The following is an 18710-nucleotide window of genomic DNA, read 5'->3' on the forward strand; positions in this document are numbered from 1 at the left end:
CTTGGACTTTCCTGTACATCAGCACAGGATCCAGCCCGTCGTCGTCCCCCGGCCCGCCACCGAACCGGCCGCCCGGACGCAGCGGTTGAGGGCGTGGACGGTCAGCGGGCCCGCCTGCCGGTCGAACCGGCCCGCCCGGACGACGGGCCGGGCGCCGCGCGGCTGGAGCGAGACGGTCATCGGGCGGCGGGGGCCCGGGCGTTTGGCGACGGTGACGGCGCAGACGTACTGGCGGGTCCGGTAGAGGCGCAGCTCTCCGGTGGCGAAGGCGATCGTCCGGGTGGGCCTGCCGTAGCAGACGGCGGCGGCGTCGGCGGTCCCGCCGCCGGGACCGGGCCCGGGGAGGAGGAGCAGCGCGAGGGCGGCGAGGAGCGGGACGAGCACGCGGGCGAGTGTCCGGACCGAGCCGGCGTCTGTGGTCATGCGTTCCTCTCCCGGGCGAGTCGTCGTACGGCCGTACGACGCACAGCACCGCGGAATGGTTGCCTCCGCGTGTGCCGCTTATCCGAAGGTCGTCATGACCAGCGTCAGGAAGACGGCCTCCGCGCCGAGCTGGACCCGGAACGCGGCCTTTGCGACGGGGGTACGAGCCGCGCCCTGGGCGGTCGCGAAGGCCACGGCCGCCAGCACCAGGCTCGCGACGTACGGGTAGCCCGGGGTGGAGCCGCAGCCCTCCCCGTACGTGAGGCAGCGGCCGGCGTTCTCCGCGGTGAGCGCGACGAGACCGGCGAGCAGGGTCGCCGGCACGAAGAGGCCCGCCCAGATCAGGGACAGCTTCGGCAGCCGCCGGCCGGCGACCTGGGCGGCGAGGGCGTCTGCGGAGGTGAGGGTGTCGTGGCTCATGCCCCGATCCAAGCCCGCCGGACGGCGGCGGGGGATCCGCCGGGGTACTCACCCGGCGGATCCCCCGTACTCAGAACTGCTCCTCGGACCCGAATCCCGGACCCGAATCCCGGACCCGGGATCTGGGACCCGAATCCGGGCCCGCTCGTCAGACCCGCTCCGGCTCCGGCTCCTCCGCCTCGCCGATGAACGTGTTCCACAGCGTCGCGTACCGGCCGCCCAGGGCGAGGAGTTCGTCGTGGGTGCCGTCCTCCGCGACCCGACCGTGGTCCATGACGACCACGCGGTCGGCGCGGGCGGCCGTCGTCAGGCGGTGGGCGACGACGAGGGTCGTGCGGCGGCCCGCGAGCCGGTCGGTGGCCTGGTTGACCTGGGCCTCGGTCGCCAGGTCCAGGGCCGCCGTGGCCTCGTCCAGGAGGAGGACGTCCGGGTCGACGAGCTCGGCGCGGGCGAGGGCGATCAGCTGGCGCTGCCCGGCGGAGAGGTTCCGGCCGCGCTCGGCGACCTCGTGGAGGTAGCCGCCGTCGAGCGTGGCGATCATGTCGTGCGCGCCGACCGCGCGGGCCGCCGCCTCGACCTCGGAGTCGGTCGCCTCGGGGCGGCCGTACGCGATGGCGTCGCGGATCGTCCCGGCGAAGAGGTACGCCTCCTGGGGGACGACGCCGAGCCGGTGGCGGTACGCGGTGAGGTCGAGGTCCCGCAGGTCGGTGCCGTCGGCGGTGACCCGGCCGCCCGTCGGGTCGTAGAACCGGGCGACCAGCTTGACCAGGGTGGACTTGCCGGCGCCGGTCTCGCCGACGAAGGCGACGGTCTGCCCGGCGGGGATCCGCAGGTCGATCCCGGTCAGGGCCTCTTCCTCGTCCCCGTACGCGAAGGAGACGTCCTCGAAGGCGATCTCGCCGCGCAGCGAGAGGACGTCCAGGGGTGCGTCGGCGGCGGCGGTCGACGTCGGCTCCTGGAGGAGCTCCTGCATCCGCTTCAGCGAGACGGCGGCCTGCTGGTAGCCGTCGAAGACCTGCGAGAGCTGCTGCACGGGCGCGAAGAAGAGGTCGATGTAGAGGAGGTAGGCGACGAGCGCGCCGGTGGTGAGGGTGCCGGCCTCGATGCGGTTCGCGCCGACGATCATGACGGAGGCCGCCGCGACCGAGGACAGCAGGGTCACGAACGGGAAGTAGACCGATATCAGCCACTGGCCCCGGACGCGCGCCTCGCGGTACGAGTCGCTGCGCTCGGCGAACCGGGCCGCGCCCGAGCGCTCGCGGCGGAAGGCCTGGACGATCCGGAGGCCGGAGACCGACTCCTGGAGGTCGGCGTTGACGACGCTGATCCGCTCGCGCGCCAGCTCGTACGCCTTCACGCTCGACCGGCGGAAGTAGTACGTGGCGACGGCGAGGACCGGCAGGGTCGCGAAGACGACCAGGGCGAGCTGGAGGTCGAGCACGAGCAGCGCGACCATGATCCCGAAGAAGGTGACGACCGAGACGAAGGCGGTGACCAGACCCGTCTGGAGGAACGTCGACAGGGCGTCCACGTCCGTGGTCATCCGGGTCATGATCCGGCCGGTGAGCTCGCGCTCGTAGTAGTCCAGGCCGAGCCGCTGGAGCTGGGCGAAGATCTTCAGGCGCAGGGCGTAGAGGACGCGCTCGCCGGTGCGGCCGGTCATCCGGGTCTCGGCCGTCTGCGCCACCCACTGCACGAGGACGGTGACCAGGGCGAGCGCGGAGGCCGCCCAGACGGCGCCGATCGCGAGCCGGTTCACGCCCTCGTCGATGCCGTGCCGGATCAGGACCGGAAGCAGCAGGCCGGCGCCCGCGTCGAGGGCGACCAGGCCGAGGCTGATGAGCAGCGGGGCGCCGAAGCCGCGGAGGAGCCGGCGCAGCCCGTACGTGTCCTCGGGCGACACGGCCCGGGCCTCGTCGATGTCCGGGGTGTCGGTGGCCGGCGGCAGGGCCTCGACGGCGGCGAGCAGCTCGGGGGTCGCCCCGGGCACCGGGGCCTCGCGGCCGGTGGTCTCGTCCCGCACCCACAGGGTCGGGGTGATGCCCCGCTCTGCGTCGAACTCGGCGTCCAGCTCGGCCCGCAGCGTGCGGTCCTCGGGGAGCTCGTCCGGCGGCGTGAGGTGGCCGGGCGAGACGGCGCCGAGCTCCTCGGGGTCGGTGAGGAGACGGCGGAAGAGCGCGGAGCGGGCCTCCAGCTCGGCGTGGGTGCCGATGTCGGCGAGGCGGCCGTCCTCCAGGACCGCGATGCGGTCGGCGAGGCCGAGGGTGGAGCGGCGGTGGGCGATGAGCAGGGTCGTACGGCCCGCCATCACCGTCTTCAGGGCTTCGTGGATCTCGTGCTCGACCTTGGCGTCGACGGCGGAGGTGGCGTCGTCGAGGAGGAGGAGCCGGGGGTCGGTGAGGATCGCGCGGGCGAGCGCGACGCGCTGGCGCTGGCCGCCGGAGAGGGTGAGGCCGTGCTCGCCGACCTTGGTGTCGTAGCCGGCGGGCAGCTCGGCGATGAAACGGTCCGCCTGGGCGGCGCGGGCCGCGGTCTCGATCTGCTCCCGGGTGGCGTCGGGGACGCCGTACGCGATGTTCGCGGCGACCGTGTCGGAGAAGAGGAAGGAGTCCTCGGGGACGAGGCCGACGGCGGCGCGCAGCGAGTCGAGGGTGAGCTCGCGGACGTCGTGGCCGCCGACGAGGACGGCGCCGTGGGTGACGTCGTAGAAGCGGGGCAGGAGGAGCGAGACGGTGGACTTGCCGGAACCGGAGGCACCGACGACGGCGACGGTCTCGCCGGGCCGGATCTCCAGGGAGAACCCGTCGAGGACGGGACGCCCGTCCTCGTAGGCGAAGGACACGTCGTCGAACTCGACCGTCGCGGGCGCGTCGGCGGGCAGCTCCTTGCTGCCGTCCTTCATGGTCGGCTCGGTGTCGATGAGGTCGTAGACCCGCTCGACGCCGGCGCGGGCCTGCTGGCCGACGGTGAGGACCATGGCGAGCATGCGGACCGGGCCGACGAGGGAGGCCAGGTAGGAGGAGAAGGCGACGAAGGTGCCGAGGGTGATCTGGTGCCGGTAGGCGAGCCAGCCGCCGAGGGCGAGGACCGCGACCTGACCGAGGGCGGGCACGGACTGGAGGGCGGGCGTGTACTTCGAGTTCAGCCGGATCGTCCGCAGGCGGCCCGCGAACAGCTTCCGCCCGGCCTCGCGGATCTTGCCGGTCTCCTGGTCCTCCTGGCCGAAGCCCTTCACGACCCGGACGCCGGTCACGGCCCCGTCGACGACCCCGGCGACCACGGCGGCCTGCTGCTGGGCGTGCCAGGTGGCGGGGTGGAGACGGGTGCGGCTGCGCTTCGCGATCCACCAGAGGGCGGGGGCGACGGCGAGGGCGACGAGGGTCAGCGGGATCGAGAGCCAGGCCATGACGGCCAGCGAGATGAGGAAGAGCAGCACGTTCCCGATGGTCATCGGGAGCATGAACAGCAGGCCCTGGATCAGCTGCAGGTCACTGGTGGCCCGCCCGACGACCTGCCCGGTGGACAGCTCGTCCTGCCGCCGCCCGTCGAGCCGGATGACGGTGTCGTACATGTCGGTCCGCAGGTCGTGCTGGACGTCGAGGGCGAGCCGGCCGCCGTAGTAGCGGCGGACGTAGGTGAGGACGTAGACGAGGACGGCGGCGCCTATGAGCAGGCCGGTCCAGACGCCGAGGTCCCGGGTCTTCGTCCCGATGACGTCGTCGATGATCACCTTGGTGACGAGCGGCACCAGGGCGAGCACGGCCATGCCGAGCAGGGACGACCCGAGCGCGAGCAAGGTGTTCGCCTTGTACCGCCACGCGTACCCGGCGAGCCTGCGCGCCCAGCCCTGCTGTTTCTCCCCGACCGCCGCCACGTGTGGCCTCCCGTCCGTCCTGCTCTACCGGAAGGCCCAACACGGCCGACGTGCGATTTCATCCCGCCGCAACAAAGACGGGAGCAAAGATGGGCCGGGTCGTCGGGCCGGGAGGCGGGTAGGTGAGCTGCGGGGCCACCGTACGGGCGGTGTCGTGGGCGGAGCGGAAGGGGAGGCCATGGGACGGGTCGAGGACGGGGGGCCGTACCGGTGGGGGCGGCTGCACGCGGCGGTGCAGGTCCTTGAAGGACTGGCCCATGGGAGGACCGAGCTGGGCCGGTTGTCGGAGAGGAAGAAGACGACGAACACCCCGCGGAACAACTTCGAGAACCTCCTGCGGCCCATGGGGCTCCAGCTGCTCGCCGCCCGGGAGAAGGGCGGCGACCACGCCCGGGCGGCGGCCGCGGTCGTCGGGGACATCGTGGAGCTGATAGCCCCGGAGCCGATGTACGGCAAGGGGCTGAACCCGGAGGAGATCGCCGCGTTCCACGAGGGGTACGAGCATCAGCTGGGCCTCTACCGCGAGAAGTGGGAGAAGCTCGTGCTCTGAGCCGGGACGGTGTCGGGCCCCGGTGCTGGGACCGGGGCCAGGGCGGGAGTCGGGAGGGTCAGAACGGACCGGACAGGGTGACGGAGATGTTGTTGCCGGTGTCCGTGACGACCACGTTGGTCCACACCAGGCTCATCGGCGGGCTGCACTTGGGCTGGAAGTTCGCCGTGACGGTCACGGTGAAGTTGGCCTTGCCGTTCTGGACGGGGAAGGTGCCGCCGCCGCCTGCGGACTGCTTGTTGCCGGCCTGGGGCTCGTTGTTGCCGGGGTTGACGCACTGGGCGTCGGCCGTGACGGAGATGTTCACGGACTGCTGGTTGCCGAGGCCTGCTTCCTTGCCCTTGACGGTCAGGCTGCTGCCCGAGGCCGTCGCGGTCGGGGTGCCGACGAAGTGTGCGCTCACCGCGCCGGCGGTCGGGGCGAGGAAGCCCACGATGCCGAGCGCTACGGAAGCGGGCACGAGGAACACGGAATGGCGTCGCATGACGGGTCACCTCTTCGGGGAACGAACGCCGTTGTTCCCGCGGAGTGCGCCGCTGTCCGCAGATGCCCCCAGACTATGCCTCCGGGGGCACCGCGGCAGCTCAGAGGTGCGTCGGTTCGAACATGCGCAGGAGGGCCGGGAGGACGACGACCGACGGGCCCGGGGTCGCCAGGGCCTTCGCGAGGTCCGCCGTCAGGGTGTCCGGGCTCGTCAGGGTGGCCGGGACGCCGAAGGACTCGGACAGGGCGACGAAGTCCGGGCGGGTGAGTTCGGTGGCCGTCGCCTCTCCGAACGCGCCCGTCATGTACTCGCGCAGGATCCCGTAGCCGCCGTCGTCGACGATCAGCCAGGTCACGTCCAGGCCGTACTGCTTCGCCGTCGCCAGCTCCGCGATCGAGTACATCGCGCCGCCGTCCCCCGAGACCGCGAGGACCGGCTGCGACGGGTCGGCCACCGCCGCGCCGAGCGCCGCCGGGAAGCCGTAGCCGAGGCCGCCGGCGCCCTGCGCGGAGTGCATCGTGTTCGGGAACCGCGCGTCGAAGGCCGACCACGCCCAGTACGCCAGGATCGTCATGTCCCAGAAGCTCGGCGCCCGGTCCGGCAGCGCCTCCCGCACCGCCGCGACGATCCGCTGCTCCAGGCCGAGGTCCTGCGCGGCGATCCGCTCCCGGACCTTGGTGAGGACGGCCGAGACCCGCTCCGGGGCCGTCGGGTCCCGCCGCTCCTCGACCGTCTCCAGGAGCGCCTGGAGCGCGAGGCGGGCGTCCGCGTGGATGCCGAGCGCCGGGTGGTTGGACTCCAGCTTGCCCGCGTCGCCCTCGATCTGGATCACCCGGCCGCGCGGCGCGAACGTGTGGTAGTTCGAGGACAGCTCGCCGAGGCCCGAACCGACGACGAGGAGGACGTCGGCGTCCTCCAGGAATTCGGTGGTGTGCCGGTCCTCCAGCCAGGACTGCAGCGACAGCGGGTGCTCCCACGGGAAGGCGCCCTTGCCGCCGAACGTGGTGACCACGGGCACGTCGAGCCGCTCCGCGAGCGCGAGCAGCTTGCCCGAGGCGTCGGAGCGGACGACCCCGCCGCCCGCGATGATCGCCGGCCGCTCGGCGTTCGCCAGGAGGTGCGCCGCGACCGCCGTCAGCTCGGGACGCGGGACGACCTCCTCGGGCGTCGCGTCCATGGCGGTGACCACCGGCAGGCTCGTCTCCGCGAGGAGCACGTCCTGCGGGATCTCCACCCAGACCGGCCCGTGCGGGGCGGTGAGCGCCGACTCCCAGGCCGCCGCGATCGCGGAGGGGATCTGGGACTGCGCACGGACCGTGTGGACGGACTTCACGACGTCCCGGAACGAGGCCTGCTGGTCGCGGAGCTCGTGGAGGTAGCCGTGCCGGCCGCCGCCGAGCCCGGCCACCGGGATCTGGCTGCCGATCGCCAGGACCGGGGCGGAGGCGGCGGCCGCCTCCTGGAGCGCGGCGAGCGACATGAGCGCGCCGGGGCCGGTGGAGAGCAGCAGCGGGGCGGCCTCGCCGGTGATCCGGCCGTACGCGTCGGCGGCGAAGCCGGCGTTGTTCTCGACGCGGAGGCCGACGTAGCGGAGGGCGGAGCGGCGCAGGGCGTCGAACATGCCGAGGGCGTGCTGGCCGGGGAGGCCGAAGACGGTGGTCGCGCCGAGGCCGGTGAGGGTCTCGACGACGAGGTCGCCGCCGATGCGCCCCTTGGGCGGGTCGAGGGCGGCGGCGGTCTGCGCGGGGGTGGGCCGCAGCACGAGGTCGTGGTCGTGGGTCATGGGGTCCCTTGGCTCGTCGTTCGGGTGCGGCCCGGTGGTCGGGGTGTGCCCACGCGTTCCTCCCCTACGCCCGAGGGGCGTGGGGGCGGACCCCCACGCGGAACGCATGCCCACACCCCGACAGGGTCCTACTTCGCGTCGCGCGCCGCAGCGATCTGGCGGGACATGATCGTCGTCAGTTCGTACGCCGTGTGCGAGGCGGCGACCGCGGTGATCTCGGCGTGGTCGTAGGCCGGGGCGACCTCGACGACGTCGGCGGAGACCAGGTTGCAGGAGGAGAGGCCGCGGAGGATCTCCAGGAGCTCGCGGGAGGTCATGCCGCCGGCCTCGGGGGTGCCGGTGCCGGGGGCGTGGGCCGGGTCGAGGCAGTCGATGTCGATGGAGATGTAGAGCGGGCGGTCGCCGATGCGCTGGCGCAGCTGGTCGGCGACCTCGTCGGCGCCGCGTCGGTAGACGTCTGAGGAGGTGACGATGCCGAAGCCGAGCTTCTCGTCGTCGGTGAGGTCCTGCTTGCCGTAGAGCGGGCCGCGGGTGCCGACGTGCGAGAGGGCGGAGGTGTCGAGGATGCCTTCCTCGACGGCGCGGCGGAACGGCGTGCCGTGGGTGTACTCGGCGCCGAAGTACGTGTCCCAGGTGTCGAGGTGCGCGTCGAAGTGGAGCAGGGCGACGGGGCCGTGCTTCTTGGCGACGGAGCGCAGCAGCGGCAGCGCGATGGTGTGGTCGCCGCCGAGGGTCATCATGCGGGCGCCGGTGCCGAGGAGGTCGTCGGCGGCGGCCTCGATGGTCTCGACGGCCTCGTGGATGTTGAACGGGTTGGCGGCGATGTCACCGGCGTCCGCGACCTGGGCGAGGGCGAACGGGGAGGCGTCCTGCGCGGGGTTGTAGGGGCGGAGCAGGCGGGAGGCCTCGCGGATGGCGTTGCCGCCGAAGCGGGCGCCGGGGCGGTAGGAGACGCCGCTGTCGAAGGGGACGCCGACCACGGCGACGTCGGCGGTGCCGACCTCGTCGAGGCGCGGCAGGCGGGCGAACGTCGCGGGACCGGCGTACCGCGGGATGCGGGACGAGTCGATCGGGCCGCGGAAGCCGTTCTGGTCGCTGCTGCTCATGGTCGGGGTCCTCCTGGGTGTGTCGTTGGGGTCCGGCTCGACCGTAAGTCGCCCGAAGGCCTCATTGAAGTGTACGTTTCCTCCACTGTCCGGGCGGGGGATGTACGAAGGGACCATGTCGATGACCCCGCCGCCCGCCTCCGAGGCCGGCTCCACCCCCCCGGCGCCGCCGGTCCCGCTGTCCGCGCTGCTCGCCCGCCCCGACCTGGGCCTCCGGCTGCTCGCCGGGCCCGAGGACGTGCCGCTGCACTGGGTGCACACCTCGGAGATGGCCGACCCCTACCCGTACCTCCTCGGCGGCGAGCTGCTCATGACGGCCGGCGTGCAGCTCACCGATCCCGCGCACTACGTCGAGCGGGTCGTGGAGGCGGGGGCGGCGGCGCTCGCCTTCGGGGTGACGCCGGTGTACGACACGGTCCCCGCCGAGCTCGTCGACGCCTGCACGCGCCGTGGGCTCCCGCTGGTCGAGGTGCCGCCGAGGACGCCGTTCACCGCGGTGGCGCGGGCGCTGTGGCGGCTGATGGCGGAGGCCCGGCTGCACGAGCTGCGCCGGGTGACCGAGGCCCAGCAGTCCCTGGCGGCGGCCGCGGCCCGGCCGGCCCCGGTCCCGGCGGTGCTCGGCGCGCTCGCCTCGCGGCTCGGGGGCAGGGCGGTGCTGTTCGGGGCGGACGGCACGGAGTCGGCGGCGGCCGGCCGGGAGGTCCCGGCGGAGGCGGCGCGGGCGCTGCGGGACCTGGCGGGCGTGCTCGGGCCGCGCCCGGGCGGACCGGCCTCGGCGAGCGGGGACGGCGGCGGGCTGCGGCTCGCCGCGTACGCGCTCGGCGGCGGGGACGGCCTGACCCTGGGGGTGGCGACGGAGCGGCGCGGTCCGGGCGACCACACCGTCGCGGGCGTGGCGGTCGTCCTGCTGTCCCTGCTCACGGCCCCGCACCGGGGCGCGGACGTGACCGTACGGGACGGGGCCCTGGTCCGGCTGCTCCTCGGCGCCGCCCCGGCGGAGGTCGCGGGCACCCTGGGCCCGGGCCCCTGGACGGTGGTCCACGCGCGGGGCGGCGACGGCACCCCGTTCGCGGCGACGAGCCTGGCGGCGGCGCTGGGGACACCGCTGGTGGACGCGGGCACGGGCGCGGCAGGCGCGGGCGCGGGCCCGGACGCTCCGGACACCGTCCACCCCGGCACCGTACGGCTCCTCCTCCCCTCCTCCGCCGCCGTGACCGCCCAGGAGGGGTGGACGCTCGGGGCGAGCGCCCCGATGGCGGCCACGGAACTCGTGGCCGGGGAGGCGCAGGCGGCGCGGGCGCTGCGCCGGGCGGAGGCCTCCCGGGCGTCCCTGGTCCGGCACCGCGCCAACGGTTTCGCCGCACTCGTGGACCGCGACGAGGCCGCCGCGTACGCCCGTGAGGTGCTGGCCCCGCTCAGCGATCCCCTCGCCGAGACGCTCCGCGTCTGGCTCTCCCTGCACGGCAGCTGGGACCGTACGGCGGTGGCCCTGGAGATCCACCGCAACACCGTCCGCCAGCGCATCGCCCGCTGCGCGACGCTCCTCGACCGGGACCTGGACGACCCGGACGTACGGATGGAGCTGTGGTTCGCCCTCGCGTCGCGGTGACGTGAGCGTCGCGGTGACTGGAGCGTCGCGGTGACGTGAGCGTCGCGGTGACTGGAGCGACGCGGTGACTGGAGCGACTTACGGCCGGAGCTTGTCCACGGCGATACGGGTGGTCGTCTTGAAGGCCGTCAGAGGGGCGTCGGCCAGGTCGCCCATCTGGCCCCACCGGACGTAGGTGACGGTCCGGCCGTCGCGGCCGACGGAGAAGAGGTGGATGTCGGTGATGCCGATCTGCGGGTCGGCGGTGTCCAGGCTGTAGACCCAGGCGCCCTCCTCGACGGCGAGCTTGCCGTGGGAGGCGCTGACGGCGTGCAGGCCCGGGTTCTGCCGCTCCAGCAGGGGGCCGCAGCCGGCGAGGGCCTTGCGGAGGGTGTCGACCAGCTTTACGGCGTCGGCCTCGGTGCGGGCGACGGTGGTGATCTGGACACCATTGGTGTCGAGCTCGGTGCTGAACTCGCGGTAGCGGGTGTTCTGGGCCGGGATCTTGTACGGGGCGCAGAGGGCGCCGCCGTTCTCCGGGATGCCGGTGAAGACCTGGGTGGCGGTCCACGGCGTCGACGACGGCGGCATCTGGGAGGCGGCGAGGAAGGCGGGCTGGGCAGCGGCCCGCGCCGGGGCCGTGGCGAGGGCCGCGAGGCCCAGGGCGGCAGCGGCGGCGGTGGCGAGTGCGGTACGGAACTTGCTCATGGTGGTGGATCCCCCGTCGGGTCGTTCGGTCAGTGCTCGACCAGCGTCGGGCCGGCGCCCGCCGCCTGCAACGGTGACGCGCCCCCTGTCCGTCCCGGAACCATTCCACCCCCGCTGACGTGGGAGAACGTGAGTGGGGTGGGACGGAGTCGGACGGACGGGGGTCGGCCGGATGGGGAAGTCGAAGCACGTCGCCGTCGAGGAGTTCTCCGCGCGGCTGCGGGCGCTCAAGGCGCGGGACGGGCGCAGTTACGAGTCGCTGGGGCGCCGGCTCAACGTGAGCGCGTCGACGCTGCACCGGTACTGCTCCGGCGAGGCGGTGCCGGAGGGGTTCGCCGTGATCGACCGGATGGCCCGGCTCTGCGGCGCCGACGAGGACGAGCGGCGGACGCTGGAAGACCTGTGGACCCGGGCGGACCGCTCCCGCCGCCCGATCCCGGAGCAGGAGGGGGTACCGGAGCAGGAGGCGGTACCGGAGCCGGAGCCGGTACCGGTGCGCGCCCACCGGCCGCGAACGCGGCGACGCCTGCTCGCCGCGGCGGCCGTCGCTGCCGCCGCGGTCGGCCTCGCGCTCGTCCCCGTACACATACGGCCGGGGCTCCCCACCGACCCCGAGGCCGCGCCCGCTCCCACCGCGCCCGCTCCGCCACCGCCCTTCACTTGGACGGCCGATTCCCAGGTGTGGGAGAACGGCTGCGGGCACACCTACCTCGTCGACCGCGCCCCGGACCGCACGGCTCCCCCGCCGCCGCCCTCCGACGCCGCGAAGTGGGCGGGCGCGCACCGGGCCGTGCACGGCGAGGAGACGCTCGTACGGATCTCGGTCCAGGGCCGGTCGCCGTCGGCCGCCGTCCTCCTCCAGGCCCTCCACGTCCGGGTCGTCGACCGTGCCGCGCCCCTGCCCTGGACCGCGTACCGGATGGACAACGGCTGCGGGGGTGCCGTCACCCCGCGCCACTTCGCGGTCGACCTCGACAGGCCGCGCCCGGCGGCACGATCCGTCGACGGCTACGACGCCTCCGGCGAGGAGGGCCGGACGATCCCCGCGGTCTCCTTCCCGTACAAGGTCACCGCGGCGGACCCCGAGGTGCTGCTCGTCACCGCGCGGACGGCGGCCTGCGACTGCCGCTGGTACCTGGAGCTGGTGTGGAGCGCCGAGGGCCGCTCGGGCACGGTCCGGATCGGGGACGCCGACGGGCGGCCGTTCCGTACCAGCGGGATCGTGGGGAGGCCGGTCCTCGCGTACGACACGCCCGGCGGCGGGCGCTGGATCACAGTGGAGAACTCTGGACAGAGCGGGTGACCGATGGGTAACTTCGAGGGAGAACCCTGAGCAAGCGCTTAGACAAGCGTCGGGGCCACACCAGGACAGGACACGAAGGAGGCGGCTCGTGCGCCGTACGGTATTCAACGAGGACCACGAGGCGTTCCGGGAGACCATCCGCGCCTTCATCGAGGCCGAGGTCGTCCCCGTCTACGACGAGTGGTTCGCCGCGGGCCAGGCGCCGCGCGAGTTCTACGACAAGCTCGGCGAGCTGGGCATCTTCGGCATCAACGTGCCCGAGGAGTTCGGCGGCGCGGGCCTGGACACCCACAAGTTCGAGGCCGTCCTGTACGAGGAGACCTCGCGCGCGGGCGTCCAGTTCGGCGGCTCCGGCGTCCACGTGCTGCTCGCCCTGCCGTACATCAAGATGCTCTCCTCCGACGAGCAGAAGAAGCGCTACCTGCCGAAGTTCGTCACCGGCGAGGAGATGTGGGCGCTCGCCATGACCGAGCCGGGCACCGGCTCCGACGTCGCGGGCATGAAGACCACCGCCAAGCTCTCCGAGGACGGCACCCACTACGTCCTCAACGGCGCCAAGACCTTCATCACCGGTGGCGTCCACGCCGACCGCGTGATCGTCTGCGCCCGCACCTCCGCCCCCACGGCCGAGGACCGCCGCTTCGGCATCTCCCTCTTCGCCGTCGACACCAAGTCCGAGGGCTACTCCATCGGCCGCAAGCTGGACAAGCTCGGCCTGCGCACCTCCGACACCGCGGAGCTCGCGTTCGTCGACGTCAAGGTCCCGGTCGAGGACCTGCTCGGCGAGGAGGGCAAGGGCTTCTCCTACCTCGGCCACAACCTGGCCTCCGAGCGCTGGGGCATCGCCTTCGGTGCCTACGCCCAGGCCAAGGCCGCCGTCCGCTTCGCCCAGCAGTACGTCACGGACCGCACGGTCTTCGGCAAGCCGGTCGCCTCCTTCCAGAACACCAAGTTCGAGCTGGCCGCCTGCCAGGCCGAGGTCGACGCCGCCGAGGCCGTCGCCGACCGCGCCCTTGAGGCCCTCGACGCGGGCGAGCTGACCCCGGCCGAGGCCGCCTCCGCCAAGCTCTTCTGCACCGAGGTCGCGCACCGCGTCATCGACCGCTGCCTCCAGCTGCACGGCGGCTACGGCTACATGAACGAGTACCCGATCGCCCGCCTGTACGCCGACAACCGCGTCAACCGCATCTACGGCGGCACCAGCGAGATCATGAAGTCGATCATCGCGAAGTCGATGGGCCTGTAAGTGCCCGAGGCACACACCGCACTGGATGACCTGCTCGATCTGCTCGACCTGGAGCGGATCGAGCGGGACATCTTCCGTGGCGAGTCCCGGTCCGCGCTCGTCCCCCGCGTCTTCGGCGGCCAGGTGGCCGCCCAGGCGCTGGTGGCGGCGGGCCGGACCGTGCCCGAAGACCGGCTCGCGCACTCGCTCCACGCGTACTTCCTGCGCCCCGGCGATCCGGGCGTGCCGATCGTCTACACCGTCGACCGCATCCGCGACGGCCGCTCCTTCACCACCCGCCGGGTCGTCGCCGTCCAGCACGGGCAGCCGATCTTCCACCTCTCCGCGTCCTTCCAGACGTACGAGGAGGGGCTCGACCACCAGGTGGAGATGCCGCCCGCCCCGGACCCGGAGTCGCTGGAGACGCCGGCCGAGATGCTGCCGCGCCACCTCCCCCGCGAGGTCGCGGACCGGCTGATCGAGGCGCGCGCCGCGGTCGACCTCCGTTACGCGGAGACGCCCCCGTGGGGCTCGGTCGGGGAGCCGCGCGAACCGCGCTCCCAGGTGTGGTTCCGTACGAACGGCAAGCTGGCCGACGACCCGCTGCTGCACGTCGTCCTGGCCACGTACGTCTCCGACATGACCCTGCTCGACTCGGTGCTCCTCGCCCACGGGCGCGGCGGCTGGGCCGTCGGCGACGTCGTCGGGGCGTCCCTGGACCACGCCATGTGGTTCCACCGCCCCTTCCGGGCCGACGAGTGGCTCCTGTACGACCAGGAGTCGCCGACCGCGTCCGGCGGGCGCGGCCTCGGCCAGGCCCGGATCTACACGCAGGACGGGCGGCTCGCGATCTCCGTCATCCAGGAGGGTGTCGTTCGCGTCCCCCGCTGACGCCCGAACATACCGTCCGATTCATGACGGACAAGGCTCAGAACGGCGAAAGCACCTTCACGGTCGTCGTGGCGGCGGCGGCGAACCTCGGGATCGCCGTCGCCAAGGTCGTCGCGGGCGTCGTCAGCGGCTCCAGCGCGATGCTCTCCGAGGCCGCGCACTCGGTCGCCGACACCGTCACCGAGGTCATGCTGCTCACCGCCCTCAAACGCAGCGAGAAGCCGGCCGACGAGGACCATCCCGTCGGGTACGCGGGCGAGCGCTACGTCTGGGCGATGCTGGCCGCCGTCGCCACCTTCGTCGGCGGCGCGGTCTTCTCCGTCTACGACGGCATCCACACCCTCACCCACGGCGAGGAACTCGGCGACCCGACGATCTCGTACATCGTCCTCGGCATCGCCTTCGTCCTGGAGGGCTTCTCGCTCCGCACGGGGGTCAAGCAGGTCAAGGCCGAGGCGGAACGGATGAAGGCCCCCTTCGCGCGGTACCTCCGGCTCATGCCCGACACCACCGTCAAGGCGGTCGTCATGGAGGACTCGGCGGCCATCGCGGGCCTCATGCTGGCAGCCGGCGGCCTCCTGGGCGGCCAGATCACCGGCTCAGGCGTCTGGGACGGCGTCGCGTCGATCCTCATCGGCGCGCTGCTCGTGTACGTGGCCTGGGTCCTCGGCCGCTCCAACGCCGAACTCCTCATCGGCCGGCCGGCCCCGCGGCACATGCGGGACGGCATCCGCGAGGAACTCCTGTCGGTCCCGCACATCATCGACGTCCTGGACCTGATCACGCTGATCCAGGGGCCCGGGGAGATCCTGGTCGCGGCGAAGATCGACTTCAGGGACGTGTCGTCGGCGGAGCAGGTGGAGTGGGCCTGCGAGGACGCGGAGTCGCAACTCCGCGAACGCTTCCCGGCGATCCACCGCGTCTACCTGGACCCGACACCGGGCGTGTCGCAACGCCGCGCCCAGCCCTGACGCGCCCGTGTGGGCAATCGTCCCGCAGGGCGATGGGGGGTCCCCCTGCTCGAACGAAGCCGAGAGCTTGGGGGAGGGTGGGCACACGGGACGGCGCCCTCAGCGGCGCCTCCGCGTTCCGTGCCCTGACCCGCACCGACCAGTGCGCCGCGCTCCCGGTGCGGGTTCACGCGCGTAAGCCTCTGGCGCCGGCAAGGGCGCCGTCCGTTGTGCCCACCCGTTCCGCCCCTGCGGAACGTATGCCCACAACGGGGGCGCCGGCCCGTCAGGACAGGCCCGCCGCGTCCAAGGTGTACGCCGTCATCGGCTCGTAGAAGCGGGGGTCCAGGACGTGGTCGTCCAGGGGGATCGTGACCTGCATCGTGCCCTCCGCCTCGCCGATGAAGAGCGCCGGGTCGTTGCAGTCCGCGTAGCCGACGGAGTCGACGCCCCGCTGGCCCGCCCGCCCGGCCCACCCGTGGTCCGCGATGACCAGGTCCGGCCGCCCGGCCTCGCCGAGCGCGTCGAGGATCGCGTTCATCGGCTCCGGGGAGTGGGTGTGCCACAGGCTGGCGCCCCGCTCGAAGACGGCGACGTCGGCGAACTGCACGACGTACCCCTCGTCGGCGACGAGCCCGCCGGGGATCTTGACGATGTCGCAGCCCTGGGCGCGCAGCGCGGCGGCGACCCGGCTGTGGACGTCGATGAGCGCGCCGGGGTGGCCGGTCGCGAAGAGGACCCGTTCCTTGCCGGCGGCGGCCTTGCGGAGCCGGGCGGCCATCCGGTCGAGGCCGTCGACGGTGAGTTCGGGGTCGATGGTGTCCTGGCCGGCCCGGTGCGCGGGGTCGTCGACGACGCCGCACCGCTCGGCCATGACGGCGAGCACGTCCTGCTCGTCGGTCCAGCGGTCGCCGAGCTCGAGGCCGAGCCAGTAGTGCCGGTCGCCGTTGGCGAGCTTGCGGTAGTGGGAGAGGTTGTTGTCGCGCGGGGTGGCGACGTCTCCCGCGATCCGGGTGCGGACGAGGTGCTCGACGAGGGCGGGGCGGCTGAGTATCGGCATGGGGCTCATTCTGGCGGAGCCGTGGAGCGTATCGGCAACTGTTCCGCCCCCTGGACCGGACGGCGCTACGCGCCCAGCGCCCCGAAGGCCCCGTGTGCGAGGCGGCGCAGCAGCTCCTCCATGGGCCGGCGGCCGAGCGCGGCCAGGTGCGGGGTCGAGTTGAGGAGGCCGAAGACGGCGTGGACGGCGGTGCGGGACTCGGACTCCCCGGCGTCGGGGTACAGCTCGCGTACGGCCGCGACCCACAGTTCGACGTACTGCCGCTGGAGCTGCCTGACCCGCTTGCGGTCCTCGTCCTTGAGCCGGTCGAGCTCGCGGTCGTGGAGGGTGATGAGCGGCCGGTCGTCGAGGGCGAAGTCGATGTGCCCGTCGATGAGGGAGCCGAGGAGGACGCGCGGGTCCCCGTCGGATTCGGCGACGCGCAGGCGTCCGCCGGACAGGAGCCGCTCGCTGATGCCGACGAGCAGTTCGGCGAGCATCGCGTCCTTGCCGGGGAAGTGGCGGTAGAGGCCGGGGCCGCTGATGCCGACGGCCGCCCCTATCTCGTCCACGCCCACACCGTGGAAGCCGCGCTCGGCGAAGAGGCGGGCGGCTTCCCTGAGGATCTGCTCGCGCCGCGTCGGGGCGTCGGTCCTGGTGGTCGTGGTCATGAAGGTAATTCTAGACAACCCGGTTAGCGGTCGTTAACCTGGGCGACATACGTTAACGCTCATTAACCGAGCAAGGGAGCTCGAGGGATGCAGCAGGCACCTGTGCTGACGAGCGCGGCGGACCCCGCGTCCGCGGCCTGGCAGGCCAATGAGGCGGCCCACCACGAGCTGGCGGCGACCCTGCGCGCCAAGCTCGCGGCGGCCGCCCTGGGCGGCGGTGAGAAGTCCAGGGCCCGGCACACCGCGCGCGGCAAGCTCCTGCCGCGGGACCGGGTGGACACGCTGCTGGACCCGGGCTCGCCCTTCCTGGAGCTGGCCCCGCTCGCGGCGAACGGCATGTACGGCGACCAGGCCCCCGCGGCCGGCGTCATCGCGGGCATCGGCCGGGTCTCCGGCCGCGAGTGCGTGATCGTCGCGAACGACGCGACCGTCAAGGGCGGCACGTACTACCCGATGACGGTGAAGAAGCACCTCAGGGCCCAGGAGGTGGCTCTGGAGAATCGTCTCCCCTGCCTCTACCTGGTCGACTCGGGCGGCGCCTTCCTCCCGATGCAGGACGAGGTCTTCCCGGACCGGGAGCACTTCGGCCGGATCTTCTACAACCAGGCCCGGATGTCCGGGGCGGGCATCCCGCAGATCGCGGCGGTCCTCGGCTCCTGCACGGCGGGCGGCGCGTACGTCCCGGCGATGAGCGACGAGGCCGTGATCGTACGGAACCAGGGCACGATCTTCCTGGGCGGTCCGCCGCTGGTGAAGGCGGCGACCGGTGAGGTCGTCACGGCCGAGGAGCTCGGCGGCGGCGAGGTCCACTCGCGGATCTCCGGCGTCACCGACCACCTCGCCGAGGACGACGCCCACGCGCTGCGCATCGTCCGGAACATCGTGGCCACGCTCCCCGAGCGGGGCCCGCTGCCCTGGTCGGTCGAGCCGGCCGAGGAGCCGAAGGTCGACCCGTACGGGCTGTACGGCGCGGTGCCGGTGGACTCCCGCACCCCGTACGACGTGCGCGAGGTGATCGCCCGGGTCGTGGACGGCTCCCGCTTCCAGGAGTTCAAGTCCGAGTACGGGCAGACGCTGATCACCGGCTTCGCCCGGATCCACGGCCACCCGGTCGGCATCGTCGCCAACAACGGCATCCTGTTCGCCGAGTCCGCCCAGAAGGGCGCGCACTTCATCGAGCTGTGCGACCAGCGCGGGATCCCGCTCGTCTTCCTGCAGAACATCACCGGCTTCATGGTCGGCAAGGCGTACGAGCACGGCGGCATCGCCAAGCACGGCGCCAAGATGGTCACGGCCGTGGCCACCACCCGGGTCCCGAAGCTGACGGTCGTCGTCGGCGGTTCGTACGGCGCGGGCAACTACTCGATGTGCGGCCGGGCGTACTCGCCCCGCTTCCTGTGGATGTGGCCCAACGCCAAGATCTCGGTCATGGGCGGCGAGCAGGCCGCGTCCGTCCTCGCCACCGTCAAGCGCGACCAGCTCGGCGACGAGTGGAGCGCCGAGGACGAGGAGGCCTTCAAGGCCCCGATCCGCGAGCAGTACGAGACGCAGGGCAGCGCCTACTACGCGAGCGCCCGGCTGTGGGACGACGGGGTCATCGACCCGTTGGAGACCCGGCAGGTCCTCGGCCTCGCCCTGACCGCCTGTGCCAACGCGCCCCTGGGTGACCCCCAGTTCGGCGTCTTCCGGATGTGA

16 protein-coding genes are annotated in these 18710 nt (G+C 73.0%); 7 read left to right on the top strand and 9 right to left on the bottom strand.

The annotated features are described in order from the left end of the window. Positions 1–18: 18 nt before the first annotated feature. From ACN9M0_RS12415 to ACN9M0_RS12425, 3 genes are all read right to left on the bottom strand, one after another. On the bottom strand, positions 19–423 hold the full coding sequence (locus tag ACN9M0_RS12415) for a hypothetical protein (protein ID WP_366036783.1): 405 nt from the start codon (positions 421–423) through the stop codon (positions 19–21). 78 nt (positions 424–501) lie between these two features. Then, a complete protein-coding gene (locus ACN9M0_RS12420; protein ID WP_426403595.1) occupies positions 502–843 on the bottom strand; it encodes a hypothetical protein in 342 nt (113 codons plus the stop codon). A 148-nt stretch (positions 844–991) separates the two neighbouring features. Further along, a complete protein-coding gene (locus tag ACN9M0_RS12425; protein WP_426403596.1) occupies positions 992–4717 on the bottom strand; it encodes an ABC transporter ATP-binding protein in 3726 nt (1241 codons plus the stop codon). Positions 4718–4895: 178 nt separating this feature from the next. Between ACN9M0_RS12425 and ACN9M0_RS12430 the strand changes: the two genes are divergently transcribed. Then, positions 4896–5267, top strand: a complete 372-nt coding sequence (locus ACN9M0_RS12430; protein ID WP_366036779.1) for a hypothetical protein — start codon at positions 4896–4898, stop codon at positions 5265–5267. Positions 5268–5325: 58 nt separating this feature from the next. On the opposite strand, the gene ACN9M0_RS12435 is transcribed toward ACN9M0_RS12430, so the two are convergent. The 3 genes from ACN9M0_RS12435 to speB form a co-directional block, all read right to left on the bottom strand. Continuing rightward, positions 5326–5751, bottom strand: a complete 426-nt coding sequence (locus ACN9M0_RS12435; protein ID WP_399699100.1) for a hypothetical protein — start codon at positions 5749–5751, stop codon at positions 5326–5328. Positions 5752–5851: 100 nt separating this feature from the next. Beyond that, on the bottom strand, positions 5852–7534 hold the full coding sequence (locus tag ACN9M0_RS12440) for a thiamine pyrophosphate-binding protein (RefSeq protein ID WP_366036777.1): 1683 nt from the start codon (positions 7532–7534) through the stop codon (positions 5852–5854). Between the two features lie 128 nt (positions 7535–7662). Next, complete coding sequence (gene speB / locus ACN9M0_RS12445; protein WP_399699101.1) at positions 7663–8640, bottom strand: agmatinase; 978 nt, start codon at positions 8638–8640, stop codon at positions 7663–7665. 115 nt (positions 8641–8755) lie between these two features. Between speB and ACN9M0_RS12450 the strand changes: the two genes are divergently transcribed. After that, positions 8756–10249 carry a PucR family transcriptional regulator ligand-binding domain-containing protein gene (locus ACN9M0_RS12450; RefSeq protein WP_426403597.1) on the top strand — a complete coding sequence of 498 codons (1494 nt, stop codon included), beginning with the start codon at positions 8756–8758 and terminating at the stop codon, positions 10247–10249. A gap of 78 nt (positions 10250–10327) precedes the next feature. On the opposite strand, the gene ACN9M0_RS12455 is transcribed toward ACN9M0_RS12450, so the two are convergent. Then, positions 10328–10936, bottom strand: a complete 609-nt coding sequence (locus ACN9M0_RS12455) for a hypothetical protein (RefSeq protein WP_366036774.1) — start codon at positions 10934–10936, stop codon at positions 10328–10330. Between the two features lie 172 nt (positions 10937–11108). Here ACN9M0_RS12455 and ACN9M0_RS12460 point away from each other — a divergent pair, with 172 nt between their 5' ends. The 4 genes from ACN9M0_RS12460 (at position 11109) to ACN9M0_RS12475 (ending at position 15326) form a co-directional block, all read left to right on the top strand. After that, complete coding sequence (locus ACN9M0_RS12460) at positions 11109–12239, top strand: helix-turn-helix domain-containing protein (RefSeq protein WP_426403598.1); 1131 nt, start codon at positions 11109–11111, stop codon at positions 12237–12239. Positions 12240–12327: 88 nt separating this feature from the next. Continuing rightward, positions 12328–13485, top strand: coding sequence for an acyl-CoA dehydrogenase family protein (locus ACN9M0_RS12465; protein WP_366036772.1), 1158 nt, complete (start codon positions 12328–12330; stop codon positions 13483–13485). Beyond that, the gene (locus ACN9M0_RS12470; RefSeq protein WP_366036771.1) at positions 13486–14355 is read left to right on the top strand and encodes an acyl-CoA thioesterase; all 870 of its coding nucleotides are present in this window, start codon (positions 13486–13488) and stop codon (positions 14353–14355) included. 23 nt (positions 14356–14378) lie between these two features. Continuing rightward, positions 14379–15326 (top strand): cation diffusion facilitator family transporter, encoded by a 948-nt coding sequence (locus tag ACN9M0_RS12475; RefSeq protein WP_399699108.1) that lies wholly within the window; start codon positions 14379–14381, stop codon positions 15324–15326. Positions 15327–15591: 265 nt separating this feature from the next. Here the strand turns inward: ACN9M0_RS12475 and ACN9M0_RS12480 are convergent, their stop codons facing one another. Then, positions 15592–16365, bottom strand: coding sequence for a phosphatase (locus ACN9M0_RS12480; RefSeq protein WP_366036769.1), 774 nt, complete (start codon positions 16363–16365; stop codon positions 15592–15594). 65 nt (positions 16366–16430) lie between these two features. Continuing rightward, on the bottom strand, positions 16431–17015 hold the full coding sequence (locus tag ACN9M0_RS12485) for an SACE_7040 family transcriptional regulator (RefSeq protein ID WP_366036768.1): 585 nt from the start codon (positions 17013–17015) through the stop codon (positions 16431–16433). 87 nt (positions 17016–17102) lie between these two features. Here ACN9M0_RS12485 and ACN9M0_RS12490 point away from each other — a divergent pair, with 87 nt between their 5' ends. After that, entirely contained in the window at positions 17103–18710 is a 1608-nt protein-coding gene (locus ACN9M0_RS12490) for a carboxyl transferase domain-containing protein (protein WP_366036767.1), read from the top strand.

Origin of the sequence: Streptomyces sp. R-07 (assembly GCF_049913175.1) — a bacterium.
GTDB lineage: Bacteria > Actinomycetota > Actinomycetes > Streptomycetales > Streptomycetaceae > Streptomyces.

What these genes read in the sequence shown, in the direction of transcription:
- ACN9M0_RS12490 (WP_366036767.1), top strand. Translation starts at nt 17,103, where the DNA reads ATGCAGCAGGCACCTGTGCTGACGAGCGCGGCGGACCCCGCGTCCGCG.
- ACN9M0_RS12460 (WP_426403598.1), top strand. Translation starts at nt 11,109, where the DNA reads ATGGGGAAGTCGAAGCACGTCGCCGTCGAGGAGTTCTCCGCGCGGCTG.
- speB (WP_399699101.1), bottom strand. Translation starts at nt 8,640, where the DNA reads ATGAGCAGCAGCGACCAGAACGGCTTCCGCGGCCCGATCGACTCGTCC.
- ACN9M0_RS12450 (WP_426403597.1), top strand. Translation starts at nt 8,756, where the DNA reads ATGTCGATGACCCCGCCGCCCGCCTCCGAGGCCGGCTCCACCCCCCCG.
- ACN9M0_RS12435 (WP_399699100.1), bottom strand. Translation starts at nt 5,751, where the DNA reads ATGCGACGCCATTCCGTGTTCCTCGTGCCCGCTTCCGTAGCGCTCGGC.
- ACN9M0_RS12485 (WP_366036768.1), bottom strand. Translation starts at nt 17,015, where the DNA reads ATGACCACGACCACCAGGACCGACGCCCCGACGCGGCGCGAGCAGATC.
- ACN9M0_RS12455 (WP_366036774.1), bottom strand. Translation starts at nt 10,936, where the DNA reads ATGAGCAAGTTCCGTACCGCACTCGCCACCGCCGCCGCTGCCGCCCTG.
- ACN9M0_RS12415 (WP_366036783.1), bottom strand. Translation starts at nt 423, where the DNA reads ATGACCACAGACGCCGGCTCGGTCCGGACACTCGCCCGCGTGCTCGTC.
- ACN9M0_RS12420 (WP_426403595.1), bottom strand. Translation starts at nt 843, where the DNA reads ATGAGCCACGACACCCTCACCTCCGCAGACGCCCTCGCCGCCCAGGTC.
- ACN9M0_RS12475 (WP_399699108.1), top strand. Translation starts at nt 14,379, where the DNA reads ATGACGGACAAGGCTCAGAACGGCGAAAGCACCTTCACGGTCGTCGTG.
- ACN9M0_RS12440 (WP_366036777.1), bottom strand. Translation starts at nt 7,534, where the DNA reads ATGACCCACGACCACGACCTCGTGCTGCGGCCCACCCCCGCGCAGACC.
- ACN9M0_RS12480 (WP_366036769.1), bottom strand. Translation starts at nt 16,365, where the DNA reads ATGCCGATACTCAGCCGCCCCGCCCTCGTCGAGCACCTCGTCCGCACC.
- ACN9M0_RS12430 (WP_366036779.1), top strand. Translation starts at nt 4,896, where the DNA reads ATGGGACGGGTCGAGGACGGGGGGCCGTACCGGTGGGGGCGGCTGCAC.